Below are 17,262 nucleotides of genomic sequence, written 5' to 3' on the forward strand. Positions count from 1 at the left end.
GGAGACAAGACATGCCCTCGACAACCGAAGCCGCGCCGCTCCAAGGCGCACCCGCCGTGGTATCCAGCGCGGCGCTGAAGACATCCATCCAGGTCGAGCCCTTGACCTGCACCATCGGCGCCGAACTGCGCAACGTGGACCTCGGCGCGGCCTCGCGCGACGCCGACACGGTGGCCGAGATCCGCGCCCTGCTGCTCAGGCACAAGGTGCTGTTCTTGCGCGACCAGGACTTCTCGCGCGCCGAGCACGTGGCCTTCGCCCGCCACTTCGGCGAACTCGAAGACCATCCCGTGGCCGGCAGCGACCCCGAGCACCCCGGCCTGGTGCGGATCTACAAGTCGCCCGAGACGCCGAACGACCGCTACGAGAACGCCTTCCACGCCGACGCCACCTGGCGCGAGAAGCCGCCCTTCGGCTGCGTGCTGCGCTGCGTCGAAACGCCGCCGGTCGGCGGCGACACCATCTGGGTCAACATGGCCGAGGCCCATGCCCGCCTGCCGGAAGACATCCAGCGCAAGATCGAGGGCCTGCGCGCCCGCCACAGCATCGAGGCCAGCTTCGGCGCCGCGATGCCGGTCGGCAAGCGCCTGGCGCTGCACGCGCAGTTTCCCGATGCGGAGCACCCGGTGGTGCGCACCCATCCCGAGACCGGCGAGAAGATCCTCTTCGTCAACGCCTTCACCACGCACTTCACCAACCACCACACGGCGGCCAACGTGCGCTTCGGCCAGGACCACGCGCCGGGCGCCAGCCTGCTGCTGAACTACCTGATCAGCCAGGCGGCGATCCCCGAGTACCAGGTCCGCTGGCGCTGGAAGAAGAACAGCGTGGCCTTCTGGGACAACCGCAGCACCCAGCACTACGCCGTCATGGACTACCCGCCCTGCCACCGAAAGATGGAACGCGCCGGCATCGTCGGCACGGCGACGTACTGAGATTCCTCTTCAACACCCAACCGAAAGACCAACCATGAACTTCCTCGACGGCTCCCTCTTCCCGGAGAACCAGGACAAGCTGGTGATCACCGTGGCGCCCTACGGTCCCGAGTGGATCCCCTCCGACTTCCCGCACGACATCCCGGTGACCATGGCGCAGCAGATCCAGAAGGCGGTCGACTGCTACAACGCCGGCGCCAGCGTGCTGCACCTGCACGTGCGCGAACTGGACGGCAAGGGCTCCAAGCGCCTCTCGATGTTCAACGAGCTGATCGCCGGCGTCCGCAAGGCCGTGCCCGACATGGTGATCCAGGTCGGCGGCTCGATCTCCTTCGCGCCCGAGAACGACGGCGCCAACGCCAAGTGGCTGCACGACGACACGCGCCACATGCTGGCCGAGCTCGACCCGAAGCCGGACCAGGTCACGGTCACCGTCAACACGACGCAGATGAACGTGCTGGAGCACATGGAGGCCGAAGACATCGCCGGCACCTCGCTGGCCGAAGCGCAGACCAACGCTGCCTACCGCGAGATGATCGTGCCCTCGGGCCCCGGCTTCATCGAGGAGCATGTGCGCCGCCTGAGCGCCGCCGGCATCCAGAGCGCCTTCCAGTTCTACAACATCAACAGCTACGAGACGGTGGAGCGGCTGATCCGCCGCGGCGTCTACAAGGGCCCGCTGGTGATGAACTGGGTGGCGATCAGCGGCGGCATGGACGCGCCCAACCCCTACAACCTGACGAACTTCCTGCGCGCCATCCCCGACGGCTCGATGCTGACGGTGGAAAGCAGCATGCGCAACGTGCTGCCGATCAACATGATCGGCATGGCGCTGGGCCTGCATGTGCGCTGCGGCATCGAGGACAACCTCTGGAACCAGTCGCGCAGCGAGAAGATGACATCGGTGCAGCAGATCGAGCAGCTGGTGCGCATGGCGCGCGAGTTCGGCCGCGAGGTCGCCAACGGCAAGGAAGCGCGCGAGATCCTGAAGATCGGCGTGTTCTACGACACCGTCGAGGAGACGCTGGCGGCCAACGGCTTCGCGCCCAACCCGAAGGGGCGCCAGCAGGGCTACCTGCGCCGCGTGGCCTGAAGGTGAACGGAGCGCACCCCATGCCCACCGTGCTCATCGTCCCCGGCCTGCGCGACCACGTCGACGCGCACTGGCAGACGCTGCTGGCCGCCCGCCTGGCGGCGCGCGGCCGCCAGGTGCGCTGCGTGCCCCCGATGGGCCGGGCCGACCTCGACTGCGCGACGCGGGTGGCCGCGATCGAGCGCGAGGCGCAGGCCGTCGAAGGCCCGCTGATCCTGGTGGCGCACAGCGGCGGCTGCGTGATGGTCGCGCACTGGGCGCGCCAGACCAAGCGGGCGGTTCACGGCGCGCTGCTCGCCGCGCCGCCGGACTTCGACCGGCCGATGCCCGCGGGCTATCCCACGCTCGAGGAACTGCGCGCCAGCGGCTGGCTGCCGGTGCCGCGCCGGACGCTGCCCTTCCCGAGCATCGTGGCGGGCAGCCGCAACGATCCGCTGGCCGACTACGGCCGGGTGGCGGAACTGGCCCGCGACTGGGGCAGCCGCCTGGTCGACCTCGGCGAGGTCGGCCACCTGAACCCCGCGTCGGGCTTCGGTGATTGGCCCCGCGCCGAGCTGTTCATCGCCGAACTCTCGCACCGCTGAATCCCTTTCCGGACGGCCCGCACGCTGCCGGCCACTTTTGAAGAATCCAAGGAGACACACCATGGCCCAGGCCATTCGCTTTCATGAAACCGGCGGACCCGAAGTCCTCAGGCTGGAGAACGTCGACGTCGGCGAACCCGGCCCGGGCCAGGCGCGCGTGCGCCACACCTACATCGCGGTCAACTTCATCGACATCTATTTCCGCACCGGCCGCTATCCGCTGCCGCTGCCCAACGGGCTCGGCTCCGACGCCGTCGGCGTGGTCGAGGCCGTGGGCCCCGGCGTGACGGACATCCGCGTCGGCGACCGCGTGGGCTACCTGGTCGGCCCGCAAGGCGCCTACTCGCAAGTGCGCGTGATGCCGGCCGAGGTGCTGATCCCGCTGCCCGATGGCGTCTCCGACCGCACGGCCTCGACCTTGATGATGAAGGGCATGACGGCGCAGTACCTGTTCCGCCAGGTGTTCCCGCTGAAGGGCGGCGAGACCATCCTGTACCACGCCGCCGCCGGCGGTGTCGGCCTGATCGCCTGCCAGTGGGCGCGCGCCATGGGCGTGACGATGATCGGCACCGTCAGCACCGACGAGAAGGCCGCCATCGCCCGCGCCAACGGCTGCACCCACACCATCGTGACCTCGCGCGAGAACATCGCCCAGCGGGTGCGCGAGCTCACCGACGGCAAGGGCGTGCCGGTGGTGTACGACTCGGTCGGCAAGGACACGCTCGAGGCCTCGCTCGACAGCCTGCAGCCGCGCGGCTCGCTGGTCAGCAACGGCACCACCTCGGGGCCGGTGGTGATCGACTCGCAGACGCTGGCGGTGAAGGGCTCGATCTGGGTCACGCGGCCGGCGATGATGCACTACATCACGCCGCGCGCCCACATGCTGTCGATGGCCGAGGAGCTGTTCGGCCATGTGCTGGCGGGCCGCATCGCGAGCGAGCCCAAGCAGAGTTTCGCCCTGGCCGACGCCGCCGACGCGCACCGCGCGCTCGAGTCGCGCGCGACCACCGGCGCGACCGTGCTGGTGCCCTGAGGCCAGGGGAAGACCATGGACCTGCATTCCCACGACGCCAAGCCGGGCGCGGCCGACGGCTACCTGATCGGCCCGCGCCAGGCCTGGTTCGCCTTCGCCATGACCATCGGCCTGATGATGGTCGACTACATCGACCGCCAGGTGATCGTGTCGCTGTTCCCGCACCTGAAGGAGGCCTGGGGCCTGTCGGACAAGCAGCTCGGCGCGCTGGTGTCGGCCGTCTCGGTGACGGTGGCGCTGGGCGCGATCCCGATCGCGCTGTTCGCCGACCGCTTCAGCCGCGTGAAGAGCATCGTCGCGATGGCCACGATCTGGAGCCTGGCCTCGATCAGCTGCATGTTCACCCGCAACTACGGCCAGCTGCTGGCCGCGCGTGCCGCGGTGGGGCTGGGCGAGGCGGGCTACGGCGCGGTCGGCGCGGCCCTCATCGCCAGCCACTTTCCGGCCCGCATGCGCGGCGCGCTGATGGCGGCCTTCTTCGCCTCGGCCTCGGTCGGCTCGGTGCTGGGCGTGATGCTCGGCGGGCTCATCGCCGCCCAATGGGGCTGGCAGGCCGCCTTCGGCGTGGTCGGCGTGCCGGGCCTGCTGCTGGCGCTGCTCTACACCCGGGTGCGCGACTACCGCACCGTGGCGCTGACGCCGCGCATCGAACAGGCCACCCGTTCGACCCAGGGCGCGGCGCGCGCCATCGTGAAGCGGCTGGCGCGCTCGCGCACCCTGCTGTGGGTGTGCCTCGGCGCACCGGCGCAGCTGATCCTGGTGTCGGCCATCTGGGCCTGGATGCCCAGCTACCTCAACCGCATGCATGGCATGGCGCCGGAACAGGCGGGCATGAAGGCCGCGCTGGTGGTGCTGTGCGGCGCGTTGGGCAGCGTGGTGTGGGGCGCGGTCGCCGACCGCGCCGGCCGCAAGAATCCGGCCGCCAAGCTGCACGTGACGGCCGCGGTGTGCGTGGCCTCGGCGGCGGTGCTGGCGTTGGCCTTCGGCGCCGGCCACCTCGGGCTGGAGCTCGGGCGGCAGGCGCAGTTCGCGTTGTTCGCGCTCGGCGGCTTCCTGATGACCTGCACCGTCGGCGTGGTCGCCGCCGTGGTGATCGACGTGATCCACCCCGGCATCCGCGCCACCGGCGCCTCGGTGCTGTCGCTGTTCCAGAACCTGCTCGGCCTGGCCGTGGGCCCGCTCATCGCCGGCACGCTGTCGGACCTGTGGACGCTCGAGAGCGCGCTGATGGCGATGCCGGTCTTCGGACTGCTGGCCGCCTGGGCCTTCATGGTTGCCTCGCGCAGCTACGGGGCCGACCTGCGCAGCGCCGGCGACAGCCGCGACGAAGACACCCCACCCGCGCCGGTCGGCGCCCCCCGCAGCGTCCCGGCCTGAGCCGCGCCGCGCCACCCCTGTCCAATTGAACGAACGAACGGAACCCGCCATGAACGGATTGATGATGGATCAGCCGCTGCTGATCTCCAGCCTCCTCACCCACGCCGAGCGCCACCACGGCGACCAGCAGATCGTCTCGCGCCGCGTCGAAGGCGACCTGCACCGCTACACCTACCGCGAGCTCGGCCAGCGTGCGCGCCGGCTCGCCAACGCGCTCGCCGCGCGCGGCATCGAGAAGGGCGAGCGGGTCGCCACGCTGGCCTGGAACGGCTACCGCCACATGGAGCTGTACTACGCGGCCTCCGGCTCGGGCGCGGTGCTGCACACGCTCAACCCGCGCCTGCACCCCGACCAGGTGGTGTGGATCGCCGACCACGCCGAAGACGAGATCCTGTTCTTCGACCTGAGCTTCCTGCCGCTGATCGAGGCCATCGCCTCGCGCGTGTCGACCATCAAGGCCTTCGTCGCCATGACCGACCGCGCCCACATGCCGGCCGAGTCGAAGGTGCCCAACCTGCTGTGCTACGAGGAACTGATCGAGGACCACTCGCCCGACTTCATGTGGCCGGTGTTCGACGAGAAGGCGGCTTCGTCGCTGTGCTACACCTCCGGCACCACCGGCAACCCGAAGGGCGCGCTCTACAGCCACCGCTCGACCATGCTGCACACCTATGCGGCGGCACTGCCCGATGCGCTGAACTGCTCGGCCAACGACGTCATCCTGCCGGTGGTGCCGATGTTCCACGTCAACGCCTGGGGCCTGCCCTACATCGCGTGCATGGTCGGCGCCAAGCTGGTGTTCCCGGGCCCGTGGCTGGACGGCAAGTCGCTGCACGAGCTGTTCGAGGCCGAGGGCGTGACGGTCTCGGCCGGCGTGCCCACCGTGTGGCAGGGCCTGCTCGCCCATGTGGAGAGCAACGGCCTCCAGTTCAGCACCATGCGCCGCACCATCATCGGTGGCTCGGCCTGTCCGCCCGCCATGATGCGCGCCTTCCAGGAGCGCTACGACGTGCAGGTGCTGCACGCCTGGGGCATGACCGAGCTCAGCCCGGTGGGCGCGGTGTGCACGCTCAAGCCCTGCCACCGGTCGCTCGACGCCGAGCAGCGCCTGGCGCTGCAGTCCAAGCAGGGCCGCTCGGTGTTCGGCATCGACATGAAGATCGTCGGTGCCGACGGCGCCGAGCTGCCGCAGGACGGCAAGGCCTCGGGCGAGCTGATGGTGCGCGGCGCCTGGGTGATCTCGGGCTACTTCAAGGGCGAGGACGCGGGCCCGCTGGTCAAGGGTTGGTTCCCCACCGGCGACGTCTCGACCATCGACGCCGACGGCTTCATGCAGATCACCGACCGCAGCAAGGACGTGATCAAGTCCGGCGGCGAATGGATCGGCTCCATCGACCTCGAGAACATCGCCATGGCGCATCCCGCCGTGGAGATGGCGGCCTGCATCGCGGCGCGCCACGCCAAGTGGGACGAGCGCCCGCTGCTGATCGTGGTGAAGAAGCCGGGGCAGGATCTGACGCGCGAGGAACTCATCCGCTTCTACGACGGCCGCATCGCCAAGTGGTGGACGCCCGACGACGTGGTCTTCGTCGAGCGCATCCCGCTGGGCGCCACCGGCAAGGTGCAGAAGAACCTGCTGCGCGACGCCTACGGCGACCACCTCATGGCCGACGGCGGGCTGAGGTTCGCATGACCGCCCTGTCCGTCGCTGCCTGGCCGGCGCGCAGCCGCACGCTCTTTCCCGGCGTGCTGGCCTGCGCGGTGGTCGCCGCCGCCGCCACCTTCCTGTCGCAGCACTACGGTGCGCCGGTGATGCTGTTCGCGCTGATCCTCGGAATGGCGATGAACTTCCTCTCGGTCGACGGCGCCTGCAAGCCCGGCATCGAGTTCACGGCGCGCCAGGTGCTGCGCTGGGGCGTGGCGCTGCTGGGCCTGCGCATCACCGCCGCGCAGGTGGTGGCGCTGGGCTGGCATCCGGTGCTGCTGGTGGTGCTGTCGGTGGTGCTGACCATCGGCGTGTCGATGGTGGTCGCCAAGCTGATGGGCTTCCAGTCGCTGTTCGGCCTGCTCAGCGGCGGCGCCACGGCGATCTGCGGCGCATCGGCCGCGCTGGCGCTGGCGGCGGCGCTGCCGGCGCATCCGCAGAAGGAGCGCGCGACGCTGTTCACGGTGGTCGGCGTCTCGGCGCTGTCGACCTTCGCCATGATCGCCTATCCGATGATCGCGCACGCCCTCGGGCTCGACGAGCGCGCCGCCGGGATCTTCCTCGGCGCCACGATCCACGACGTGGCGCAGGTGGTCGGCGCCGGCTACGGCATGTCGAAGGACACCGGCGACATCGCCACCCTGGTCAAGCTCATGCGGGTGGCGATGCTGCTGCCGGTGATCGTCTTCGCCGTGATGTGCACGCGCGCCGCCGGCAAGGGGGCCGGGGGCCCGCGCCCGCCGCTGCTGCCGTGGTTCGCCGTTGCCTTCGCGCTGCTGGTCGCCGTCAACAGCACCGGCTGGATTCCGAAGCTGCTGGCCGACGCCGGCAGCGACTGCTCGCGCTGGTTCCTGGTGGCCGCCATCGCCGGCATCGGCATGAAGACGCAGTTGCGCGACCTCGCCACGGTGGGACTGAAGCCCGTCGTCCTGATGTTGGGCGAAACGGTGTTTCTCGCCATACTGGCGATCGCGCTGATTCGCTGGATCTAGATTGAAACACCCCCCGAAGCGCCTGCGGCGCTTCCCCCCTCAAAGGGGGCGATACCAGCGGCCCGGCAAAGCCGGTTCCGCGGTATCCCTGGCCTTTGGCTGCGCCGGTTTCATGGGGCGCGGGCCACACCTGGTGCGGTGGAGCACTGAGATGAACAACTGACTGAGGAAACCGAACATGAATCCGAATCAATGGCGGCGCCGCTTGGTCCAGGCCGCGTGCCTGTCCTGCCTCGGCGTCTCGAGCCTCGCGATGGCCCAGGCCCAGCCGGCGGCGAAATGGCCCGAGAAGATGGTGCGCGTGATCGTGGCCGGCCCGGCCGGCGGCACCGCCGACATCATCGCGCGCCTGGTGGCCGACCAGATGTCGAAGGACACCGGGCAGCCCTTCGTGGTCGACCCCAAGCCCGGTGCGGGCGGCGTGCTGGCGGTCAACGAGCTCTCGAACGCGCCGCACGACGGCCACACCCTGCTGGTGGGCGTCAATTCGCTCGTGAGCGAGATCCCGCACATCATCAAGCTGCGGGTGGACATGGCCAAGGAGATCAAGCCGGTGGCCGAGCTCGGCCACGGCGGCCTGGTGATGGTCGGCGCGCCCACGGTGCCGGCGAAGAACTTCCGCGAGCTGATGGCCTGGATCAAGGCCAACCCCGGCAAGGTGAGCTATGCCTCGTACAGCGCCGGCACGGTGTCGCACGTGGCGGGGCTGCAGCTCAACAAGGCGGCCGGCGTCGACATGACGCACGTCGGCTACAAGGGCTCCACGCCGGCGCTCGCCGACGTGATGGGCGGCCACGTGCCGCTGATGTTCGACGGCATGGCGACCTCGCTGCCGTTGATCAAGGCCGGCAAGATCAAGGCCTTCGCGGTGAGCACCCCCAAGCGCTCGCCCTTGCTGCCCGAGGTGCCGACCTTCGCCGAGCTGGGCTATCCGCAACTGGAGACCGTCTCGTGGATGGGCCTCTGGCTCAAGCCCGACGTGCCCGCCGCGGTGCAGGCCAGCGTGCGCGAGGCGACGCAGAAGGCGCTCGCCCAGCCGGCGCTGCGCGCGCGCCTGCTCGACACCGGGCTGGAGGCCGGCGGCACCCGCACGCCGGAGGAACTCACGGGCTCGCTGGCGGCCGACTACCGGCGCGTGGGCGAGGTGCTCAAGTCGATCGACTTCAAGCCCGAGTGAGTGGGCAAGGACGCCCTAGTCGCGCAGCGCGCGCAGCATGGCGTCCAGCAGCGCATCGGCCGACACGGCGCCGGCCAGCGCCAGCGAGCCGTCGAATACGAAGAAGGGCACCCCGCTGACCAGGTGGCGCACCTTGGCCTGCGGGTGGCGGGCGTGGCTGCGTTCGCCGCCAGCGGGAGGGGCCTCGGCCGGCAGGCCGCATTCGCGCGCCAGCTGCGCCAGCACCGACGCGTCGCCGATGTCCTGGCCGCCGTTGAAGTAGGCCATGAAGATGCGGTCGATCAGCTGGCGCTGCTGGGCCTCGGTGCCGGCCGCGGCCGCCTGCGCCACCCGGGCGTGCGCCGCGGCCGTGTTCGGCAGCACGGCGATCCGGTCGAAGGCGAAATCGACCCCGGCCGCCTGGCCGGCCTGCAGCACCTGCGCGCGCCGCCGGGCGACGGCCTCGGGACTGCCCAGCCGGGCCACGTAGAAGGCCTGGTAGGGCAGGCCGGCCGCCGGCGTGTCGGGCAGCAGGGGGTACGAATGCCAAACCAACTGCAGCGGCACATCGGGCCGCAGCGCGGCGAGGCGGGTGGCGGCGGCGTCGAGCTGGCGCTTGCCGATCAGGCACCAGGGGCAGACGAAATCGAAGTAGACCTCGACCGTCAGCGCGGGCTCGGGCGGATGCATGCTGTGCTCCTGTGGAAGGTGGCCGCACCCGGGTGGCGCGGCGGGGGGAAGGCCCGTCGGGGCCGTGCCGCCAATCTATCGTCCGGAGGTCCCCGCGGCCCCCTCCGCGAAGGAGGGGGAAGCTCGGCCGCGGGGCCGTGGCGGGCCAGGGCCCAGGCCCTATCATCGCCCCCGGCCCATCCGAGGAGGTGCCATGAAGAAGTCGCTGCTGACTCTGGCGGTCGTGGGAACCCTTCAGGCGGGTCAGGGCGCCTGTGCGGATCCGTCGGCCGACGAACCCGAGGACCCGGTCGGGTTCCATGGCCAGGTGATGCTCGACGCGATCCATGACGCCAAGCGGATGAACCCCCAGTGGCGTGCGACCTTGCGGCCGTCGCAGATCCCGGTCGACTGCCCCGGGGACCCGGGCTGCGGCAAGGAAGGCGTCGGCACTTTCAGCGTGCGCCAGTCGAGCCTGGGCTTCAGGGCCAACATCCCGACCCCCATGGGGGCGATCAAGACCGACCTGAGCTTCGACCTGTTCGGCACCGATGGCGGAACCCATGTCCACTGGCTCAACGTGTGGGCCGAGCTCGGCGGCTTCGGCGTCGGCCAGTACGACTCCAACTTCATGGACATCGACGTGTTCCCGAACACCATCGACTACTGGGGCCCGAGCGGGATGATGTTCCTGCGCAATCCCCAGCTGCGCTACACCGCGCTCGACCGCGACGGCATGAAGCTCGCCCTGTCGCTGGAGGCGCCGAACTCGGTGCTCGACACCGGCAAGCTGTCCGAAGTCGACCCGGGTTTCGGCTTCGGCGTCCAGCCTTGGAACCGGCTGCCCGATGCGATCGGGTCGTTTCGCCTCGAGCGCGACTGGGGGCACCTGCGCGTGGCCGGCATGGTGCGGCAGGTGGGCTTCCAGTCCGCCGCCACGCCGCAGGGCCTTGCGTCGGGCCACAAGACCGGCTACGGCCTGAACCTGTCCGGGGCCTACAGGCTGCTCGGCAAGGACTCGATCACCGGGCAGGTCGCCTACGGGCACGCGATCGCGAGCTATGCGAACGACGGCGGCGTCGACCTCGCACCCGGGCGCAACCTGCGGGCCGAGACCGTGCCTTCGACCGCCTGGCTGCTCTACTACAACCATGCATGGAGCGAGAAGTGGTCCAGCGCCATCGGCTACAGCGAACACCGCCAGAGCAACACCTTCGGCCAGTTGGGCAATGCCTTCCAGAAGGGCAGCTACGCCTCCGCCAACGTCCTGTACTACCCGGTCAGGAACATCACGGCGGGGCTCGAGTTCATCTGGGGCCGGCGCGAGAACAAGGATGGGGCGGCGCAACCCGATTCCCGGCTTCAGTTCTCGACCAAGCTCGTCTTCTGACGGAGGAATGCCGCGGCGCCATCGTCCGGCGCCGCGCGCTTCAACCGCCCAGCGCGATGACGATCAGCTCGATGGTCACGCCCAGCACCACCATCAGCAGTGCGGCCCGCCAGGGCGGGGTGCCGGCGTAGCGGCCCCATTCGTAGCCGCAAAGGAACAGCATCACGATGGCGATCGCGGCGGATGCGCGCATCGCGGTGCGCAGGTCGGAGAAGAAGACGAAGGGCAGCGTCGGCGGAAAGGTCGAGAGGAAGACCAGCAGGAAGACGCCCAGGCCGCCGACCACGTCCCGCCGCTTCAGCACGCGGGCCGGGGCGACGTGCGCGGGCTGGGACAGCATCCATTGGCGCGTGCGTTCGAACTCCGGTCGCCCGAGCGCGTCCGACAGCGGGCCCAGCTCCTGGGCGATCAGCCCGTGCGCCTCGTCGGGTTTCTGGCTGGAAACCACCTGGCGCCAGAGCATCGCCTGGCGGGCGCGGCCGACGATGCTGCGCAGCATGAACATCACGCCATCGACGAGGCCCCAGGCGATGTTGCAGCCGAGGGCCGCGAGCAGCATGGCGCGCACTTCCTTCGGCCCCGCCGAAGCCACGCTCAATGTGCCGGTGAAGGTCAGGACCATGAAGAGCCCGAACAGGATCTCCGAGTTGCGATCGATCGGGTCCAGCACACGGTGGCTCATGTTGTCTCCATGCGGTCGGGCATCACGCGTCGACCCAGTGTACGTTCGCCGCCGCGGTCCCGGACGCATCGAACGCGCCGCTCGCCCGTCGGGGATGCGGTGCGCCCGCAACTCGCCGAGCGCGAAGGTGTGATCGCGGTGATGGGACTGGCCGGCCTGTGCCGCCGCCTGTGACGACGGCGCCTTTGCCGTTCCGTCGGGCGGGCATGGACGCCGCTGACGCCGCCAAGCACAATGCACCCGCTCCCGGTCATGTGGGGCAGGAGGAATCCATGAAAGCTCGGTGGCTGGCGCCGTGTGCGCTCGTGCTCGTCTCGTTCCTGCTCGGCGCCTGCGCCAACCCGCCCGGCGCGGCGCCCGGGGGCCCGCTGCCGCGGGTCGTGCAGACACAGACCCTCAAACTCGGCTACAGGGAGGATGCGCAGCCCTTCTCCTTCAAGGGTTCCGACGGCAAGCCGGCCGGCTATTCGGTGGCCCTGTGCCAGCGGGTCGCGGCGTCCATCCAGGCCCAGCTCAAGCTGCCCAAGCTCCAGGTGCAATGGGTTCCCGTGACCGCCGCCACCCGGATGCAGGCGGTCAACGACGGCAGCGTGGACATCGAATGCGGCAGCACCACGCGCACGCTGGGCCGCGAGCAGCAGGTGGATTTCAGCAACACGATCTGGGTCGAGGGTGCCTCCTTCGTGACGCAGGCATCGTCGCCCATGGCGCGCGCCGCCGACCTCAATGGCAAGCGCGTGGGCGTCATCCCCGGCACCACCACCGATGCGGTGCTCAAGAGCCTGGCGGCGCGCGGCATCGTGCCCGTGCTGGTGCCGATGCAGACCCACACCGAGGGCATCGCGGCGGTGCGCACCGCCCGCGTCGACGCCTATGCCACCGATCGCCTGATCCTGCTGGGCGAAGCGCTCGGGCAGCCTTCCACGGTGGCGCTCAAGCTCAGCGACGACTACCTGTCCATCGAGCCTTATGCGCTGATGATGCGGCGCGACCCCGACCTGCGGCTGGCGGTGAACCGCGGCTTGGCCGAGACCTACCGCAGCGGCGCGATCGTCGAGCTGTTCAAGCAGTCCTTCCCGGCCGGCGCGCGACCCTCGCCGCTGCTGGAGGCCGCCTACATCCTGAACGCGCTGGAAGAGTAGCCGGGCCGTTTCCACGCCGCTCGCTCCCGGGGCGCCGCAGTGCTACGCTATGCGGCACACGAGCGCAGGAGACAACCATGACGGCCAGCTACGTGGAAATACAAGGCGCCCAGGCGGATGTCGATCTCTGGGACGGGCTCATCAGGGACCACAACGCCCTGATCGTCGCCATGATGCAGAAGATGTCCGAGGTGGCCAACCCGGACGCGGTGTGGTTCGACGAGCGGATCACGGAGGCCGAAGGCATCGAGAATCGCCTGGTCGTCGGACTCGACCGCGCCCAGCGCCGGTTGCGCGGATTGATCTAGGCCGCGTGCTGGTCCATGAAGCGCTCGACGCGCCGCGCAGTCTGCGCGGCGCGGGTCAGCACGAAGAGATGCCCGCAGTCGACCGTCTCCAGCGTCGCCCGGGGCAGCCCGGCCGCGATGATGCGGCCGTTGACCGGCGGCACGATCGGATCGTCGCTGCCCATCATCACGAGCGCCGGCGCCTGCACCCGCTTGAGCCATGGCCAGCTGGTCCAGCCCGCGGTGGCGAGCAACTGGTAGAAGTAGCCGTGCCAGCTCGGGCTGCGCATGGATTGGGCATGCAGCTGCAGCAGCTCGCTTTCGAAGCGCAGTTCGCCGCCGTAGAGGTCGCCGCCGATGCGCATCAGGTAGGCCGGATCGACGTAGCGCCGCGGGCTCAGCATCTTCAGCAGCACGTTGAGCCGGCCCGGCACCATGACGATGCCCGCGCAGGTGGCGGCCAGCGTCAGCGTGCTGCAGCGGCGCGGATGGTGGATCGCGAACTCCTGCGCCACGGCGCCGCCCCACGAGACGCCGAACACATGGGCGCGCTGCACGCCCAGGTGGGTGAGCAGGTCGGCGCCGAGCCGCGCGACGTCGCGCGGACGGTAGGGCAGCCAGGGCGCGGGCGATTCGCCGACGCCCGGCGCATCGAAGGTGACGACCCGCGTGCGCGCGAAGCGGGCCATGAAAGGCGCCATCGTCTCGACGCTGGCGCCGATGCCGTTGAACAGCAGCAGGGTGCGTTCGGCGTCCGGCGCGCCGCCGATGGCGACGCGCAGGCGCTGGCTTCCGAGGCGGACCGTGAAGGTCTCCAGAGGCGGGGCCCCGGCCTTCATTCGGCCGCCGGCCCGCCGGGCCCGAGCACGTAGCTTCCCGGTGCCGCGCACAAGGGCGGATGGCTGCGCCCGCCTTCGCGCTGCGGCGCGCGCTTGGGCGCGTCGGAGCGCTGCGCCAGCCAGGCCGCGAGGTGCGGCCACCAGCTTCCTTCGTTCGCCTGGCTGCCCGCCTCGAAGCGCTCGGGCGTGTCGTGCGCACCGGCATTGGTCAGGAAGGACGCCTTCTTGCCGCCTGGCGGCGTGACGATGGACTGCACATGACCGCTCGAGGTCAGGACGAACTCGCTGCGCCCGCCGAGCATGCGGCGGGTCTGGTAGCAGCCCTCCCAGGGCGTGATGTGGTCGGTGCGGCCGGCGACGATGTAGCTGTCGCAGGCGACGTCGGCGAGCGACAGCGGCAAGCCGTCGATCGAGAGCCCGCCGTCGTGCGCCAGGGCGTTGGTCTCCAGCAGCGCGATGAAGTCGGCGTGCAGCCGCGCCGGCAGGCGCGTGGTGTCGGAGTTCCAGTAGAGGACGTCGAAGGTCGGCGGCTTTTCGCCCATCAGGTAGTTGTTGACCCAGTAGTTCCAGATCAGCTCGTTGGGCCGCAGCCAGGCGAAGACCTTGGCCAGGTCCTTGCCCTGCAGCACCCCGCTGCCGCCGCTGGCGCTGCGCGCGAGTTCCAGCGTCTCGAGGTGCGCGAACAGGCCCATGGAACTGTCGGCAATGCCTTGCACGTCGAGCAGCGACACCAGCAGCGTGAGGCTGCGCGCCCAGTCGCTGCCCTTGGCCGCCAGGTACGAGAGCAGGGCCGATGCGGTGATGCCGCCGGAGCAGGCGCCCAGCACGTGCATCTGCGGCGCGCGCGAGATGCTGCGCACGGCTTGCATGGCCTCTTCGAGTGCCAGCACGTAGTCTTCCAGCCCCCAGCCCGCCTGGGCCGCGGCGGGATCGAACCAGCTCACCACGAAGACCTGGAAGCCCTGCTGCACCAGGTGCTCGATCAGGCTGCGGCCGGGCGCGAGGTCCCAGATGTAGTACTTGTTGATTTGCGGCGGCACGATGAACAGCGGCGTGCCGTGCACCTTCTGCGTCTGCGCCCGGTACTGGACCAGCTCCAGCATCGCATGGCGATACACGACCGAGCCGGGTGTGACCGCGAGGTTCTCGCCGACGCCGAAGGCGGTGCCATCGACCATCGCAGGCAGGCCGCCGTTGTCGCGCCAGTCGGTGACCAGGTTGCGCGCGCCGTCGAGCAGGTTGCGCCCGCCGGTATCGAGCGTGCGGCGCAGCGCCGCCGGGTTGCCCAGCAGCGTGTTGGTCGGCGCCAGGGTGTCGGCGACCATGCCCAGCGCCATGCGGGTGCGGGCCTCGTCGCGTGGCGACAGTTCGAGTTCGCCGGCCAGCCGATGGGCTTCCCGCACCAGTGCCAGGTGGCCGTGCATCAGGCCGCGATAGAGCGGGTTGCCCTGCCAGGCCGGATCGTCGAAGCGGCGGTCGCCGGCGGCAGGCGCGAGGGTCGAGCGGCCGAGTGCCGCGTCCAGCAGCGCCGCGCCGGACCGCCGCAGGCTCTGCAGGGCCTCGACCGGCCGGGTGCCGGCGGCGGTGGCGAGCGCGGCCAGCGAATTGGCGAGCCGCGTGCCGTCGCGCGGCAGGTCGCCGCGGATGTGCGCGCTCATGCCATCACCAGGGCCAGGGATTCGGCCACCATCACCGGACCCCAGGCCTCGCCGCGGGCATGCGCCGTGTTGCGGCAGCGGACCAGCCACTGGCCGGGCTGCTTCTCGGAGACCTCGGCCAGTTCCACCTGCAGGCGGACATAGCTGCCGCTCGGCACCGGCGCGAGGAAGCGCACGCGGTCGAAGCCATAGTTGAGCACGCCGCTCGCATCGGCGGGATAGACGTTCAGCTCGAAGTGCGCCGCCGGAATCAGCGACAGCAGCAGCAGGCCGTGGGCGATGGTGTGGCCGAACGGCCCCTGCGTGCGGGCGCGATCGACGTCGACGTGGATCCACTGGCTGTCGCCGGTGCAGCCGGCGAAGCTGTCGATGCGCCGCTGGTCGAGCAGCGTGGGGGCCGAGTGACCGAAGTCATGGCCGACATGCGCCTTCAGCGCGGCCAGGGTGTAGTCCTTGGGGATGTTCATGGTGAGCCCGCTGGCGGCCGCTCTCAGAAGATGTGGCGGATGCCGACGTCGTAGCCGGTGGAGGACTTGGCGGTCGGCACGACGCCGTTGATCGCCTTGTTGTAGAAGGCCGGGCCGCCCACCGTGAGGTCGGCGCCGTTCGTGTTGTTGACGCGTGCCACGGTCGTGTACAGGGCCGTGCGCGCCGACAGGTTGTGCACGTAGCCGAGGGCGAACTTCTCGGCCTTCGGATCCGACGCCAGGCCGGGGATGACCTGGCTCAGGGCGCTGACGTTGTTGTACTTGACCTGGGTGTAGACGGCCCGGATCAGGCCGGGGCCGACCGGCACGGTGGCGCCGACCAGGGCGCCGTTGGCACCGGGGCTGGTGAAGCCGAAGGCGTTGGGCAGCGGCGGGATGCCGGAGAAGTCGGTCTTCGTCTTGTTGTGCGAGTACTCGCCGAACAGCTTGACGACGCCGAAGTCGTAGGTGGCGCCAAGGTTCCAGATGTCGAGATAGCTCGTGGTGCCCTGCAGGAACTGGTCTCCGATGGTGCTGCGGGCGGCCGCCAGGGCGACGTCCAGCGGACCCTTGGCGTAGCCGAAGCGACCGCCGATGTAGCGCCCGGCACGCTGGCTGTTGGGCACGTTCGGGGTCAGCGTGCCCGGGTCGTACTTGGTCGACTCGTTGAAGGCATACATGACCTGGCCGTAGAAGCCGCCCAGGTTCGGCGGCAGGAAGTAGCCCACCGAATTCGAGGCCCGGACGTAGTTGGGATTGCCCTGGAAGCCGTTGGCCGCCTGGCCCGGCGAGTTGAAGCCGCTCGCGGTGGCGATCAGGTTGAGGCCGACGCCGTTGGAGGTGAACGGATCCATCACGGCGTCGTTCCAGAACGTGGGGGTGTAGTCGCGGCCGAGGCGGACCTCGCCCAGCACGCCCGACAGGCTCACGGTCGAGCGGCGGTTGTAGGCCAGGCCGCCGCTGGGCGTGACGCCGTTGCCGGTGTCGTTGAGCAAGCCGGCCTCGAGCCAGAAGCTGGCCGCCGCACCGCCCCCGAGATCCTCCGTGCCGCGGAACCCCAGGCGGCTGCCGGCGTAGCCCGAGCTGTTCTGCCCCGTGCTGCGGGTCGTGACGCCGACGCCGAGCGGTGTCTCGGCCTTGTTCGAATAGCCGCTGACCGTGGCGTCGATGACGCCGAACGTCGTGATGGAGGACTGAGCGGAAGCGCCGCCGGCGGCGAGGACGGTCAAGGCGATCAGGGTTTTCTTCATGGG

17 protein-coding genes are annotated in these 17,262 nt (G+C 70.1%); 11 read left to right on the forward strand and 6 right to left on the reverse strand.

The features are described 5' to 3' along the window. The first annotated feature begins 86 nt into the window (after positions 1 to 86). The 8 genes from QTI33_RS16540 (at position 87) to QTI33_RS16575 (ending at position 8,896) form a co-directional block, all read left to right on the forward strand. On the forward strand, positions 87 to 935 hold the full coding sequence (locus QTI33_RS16540) for a TauD/TfdA dioxygenase family protein (RefSeq protein ID WP_286507286.1): 849 nt from the start codon (positions 87 to 89) through the stop codon (positions 933 to 935). A 34-nt stretch (positions 936 to 969) separates the two neighbouring features. After that, a complete protein-coding gene (locus QTI33_RS16545; protein ID WP_286507192.1) occupies positions 970 to 2,028 on the forward strand; it encodes a beta-keto acid cleavage family enzyme in 1,059 nt (352 codons plus the stop codon). Between the two features lie 20 nt (positions 2,029 to 2,048). Continuing rightward, on the forward strand, positions 2,049 to 2,612 hold the full coding sequence (locus tag QTI33_RS16550; RefSeq protein ID WP_286507193.1) for an RBBP9/YdeN family alpha/beta hydrolase: 564 nt from the start codon (positions 2,049 to 2,051) through the stop codon (positions 2,610 to 2,612). Positions 2,613 to 2,673: 61 nt separating this feature from the next. Beyond that, positions 2,674 to 3,645 carry a quinone oxidoreductase family protein gene (locus tag QTI33_RS16555; RefSeq protein ID WP_286507194.1) on the forward strand — a complete coding sequence of 324 codons (972 nt, stop codon included), beginning with the start codon at positions 2,674 to 2,676 and terminating at the stop codon, positions 3,643 to 3,645. A 15-nt stretch (positions 3,646 to 3,660) separates the two neighbouring features. Then, entirely contained in the window at positions 3,661 to 5,022 is a 1,362-nt protein-coding gene (locus QTI33_RS16560; protein WP_286507196.1) for an MFS transporter, read from the forward strand. 49 nt (positions 5,023 to 5,071) lie between these two features. Then, positions 5,072 to 6,715, forward strand: coding sequence for a 3-(methylthio)propionyl-CoA ligase (locus QTI33_RS16565; protein ID WP_286507197.1), 1,644 nt, complete (start codon positions 5,072 to 5,074; stop codon positions 6,713 to 6,715). Then, positions 6,712 to 7,719, forward strand: a complete 1,008-nt coding sequence (locus QTI33_RS16570; protein WP_286507198.1) for a YeiH family protein — start codon at positions 6,712 to 6,714, stop codon at positions 7,717 to 7,719. The genes QTI33_RS16565 and QTI33_RS16570 overlap by 4 nt, the downstream gene beginning before the upstream one ends. A gap of 178 nt (positions 7,720 to 7,897) precedes the next feature. After that, on the forward strand, positions 7,898 to 8,896 hold the full coding sequence (locus QTI33_RS16575) for a Bug family tripartite tricarboxylate transporter substrate binding protein (protein WP_286507199.1): 999 nt from the start codon (positions 7,898 to 7,900) through the stop codon (positions 8,894 to 8,896). A 15-nt stretch (positions 8,897 to 8,911) separates the two neighbouring features. On the opposite strand, the gene QTI33_RS16580 is transcribed toward QTI33_RS16575, so the two are convergent. After that, the gene (locus tag QTI33_RS16580) at positions 8,912 to 9,565 is read right to left on the reverse strand and encodes a DsbA family oxidoreductase (protein WP_286507200.1); all 654 of its coding nucleotides are present in this window, start codon (positions 9,563 to 9,565) and stop codon (positions 8,912 to 8,914) included. Between the two features lie 193 nt (positions 9,566 to 9,758). On the opposite strand from QTI33_RS16580, the gene QTI33_RS16585 reads away from it, so the two are divergent. After that, the gene (locus QTI33_RS16585; protein ID WP_286507201.1) at positions 9,759 to 10,934 is read left to right on the forward strand and encodes a DcaP family trimeric outer membrane transporter; all 1,176 of its coding nucleotides are present in this window, start codon (positions 9,759 to 9,761) and stop codon (positions 10,932 to 10,934) included. A gap of 40 nt (positions 10,935 to 10,974) precedes the next feature. Here the strand turns inward: QTI33_RS16585 and QTI33_RS16590 are convergent, their stop codons facing one another. Beyond that, positions 10,975 to 11,616, reverse strand: a complete 642-nt coding sequence (locus QTI33_RS16590) for a VIT1/CCC1 transporter family protein (protein ID WP_286507202.1) — start codon at positions 11,614 to 11,616, stop codon at positions 10,975 to 10,977. Positions 11,617 to 11,888: 272 nt separating this feature from the next. Between QTI33_RS16590 and QTI33_RS16595 the strand changes: the two genes are divergently transcribed. After that, positions 11,889 to 12,758, forward strand: coding sequence for an amino acid ABC transporter substrate-binding protein (locus tag QTI33_RS16595; RefSeq protein WP_286507203.1), 870 nt, complete (start codon positions 11,889 to 11,891; stop codon positions 12,756 to 12,758). A 77-nt stretch (positions 12,759 to 12,835) separates the two neighbouring features. Further along, entirely contained in the window at positions 12,836 to 13,066 is a 231-nt protein-coding gene (locus tag QTI33_RS16600; RefSeq protein WP_286507204.1) for a hypothetical protein, read from the forward strand. Here the strand turns inward: QTI33_RS16600 and phaZ are convergent. The 4 genes from phaZ to QTI33_RS16620 are packed head-to-tail and all read right to left on the reverse strand — an operon-like array spanning position 13,063 to position 17,259. After that, a complete protein-coding gene (gene phaZ, locus QTI33_RS16605) occupies positions 13,063 to 13,884 on the reverse strand; it encodes a poly(3-hydroxyalkanoate) depolymerase (protein WP_286507205.1) in 822 nt (273 codons plus the stop codon). The two genes, QTI33_RS16600 and phaZ, sit on opposite strands and share 4 nt — an antisense overlap. Then, complete coding sequence (locus tag QTI33_RS16610) at positions 13,881 to 15,542, reverse strand: alpha/beta fold hydrolase (protein ID WP_286507206.1); 1,662 nt, start codon at positions 15,540 to 15,542, stop codon at positions 13,881 to 13,883. The genes phaZ and QTI33_RS16610 overlap by 4 nt, the downstream gene beginning before the upstream one ends. Continuing rightward, positions 15,539 to 16,009, reverse strand: a complete 471-nt coding sequence (locus QTI33_RS16615) for a MaoC family dehydratase (protein WP_286507207.1) — start codon at positions 16,007 to 16,009, stop codon at positions 15,539 to 15,541. Before QTI33_RS16615 ends, QTI33_RS16610 begins: the two co-directional genes overlap by 4 nt. Before the next feature lie 23 nt (positions 16,010 to 16,032). Continuing rightward, positions 16,033 to 17,259: a porin gene (locus tag QTI33_RS16620; RefSeq protein WP_286507209.1), complete on the reverse strand. Its 1,227-nt coding sequence runs from the start codon at positions 17,257 to 17,259 to the stop codon at positions 16,033 to 16,035. Positions 17,260 to 17,262 lie beyond the last annotated feature (3 nt).

The organism is Variovorax davisae (assembly GCF_030316845.1).
Taxonomy (GTDB): domain Bacteria; phylum Pseudomonadota; class Gammaproteobacteria; order Burkholderiales; family Burkholderiaceae_C; genus Variovorax; species Variovorax davisae.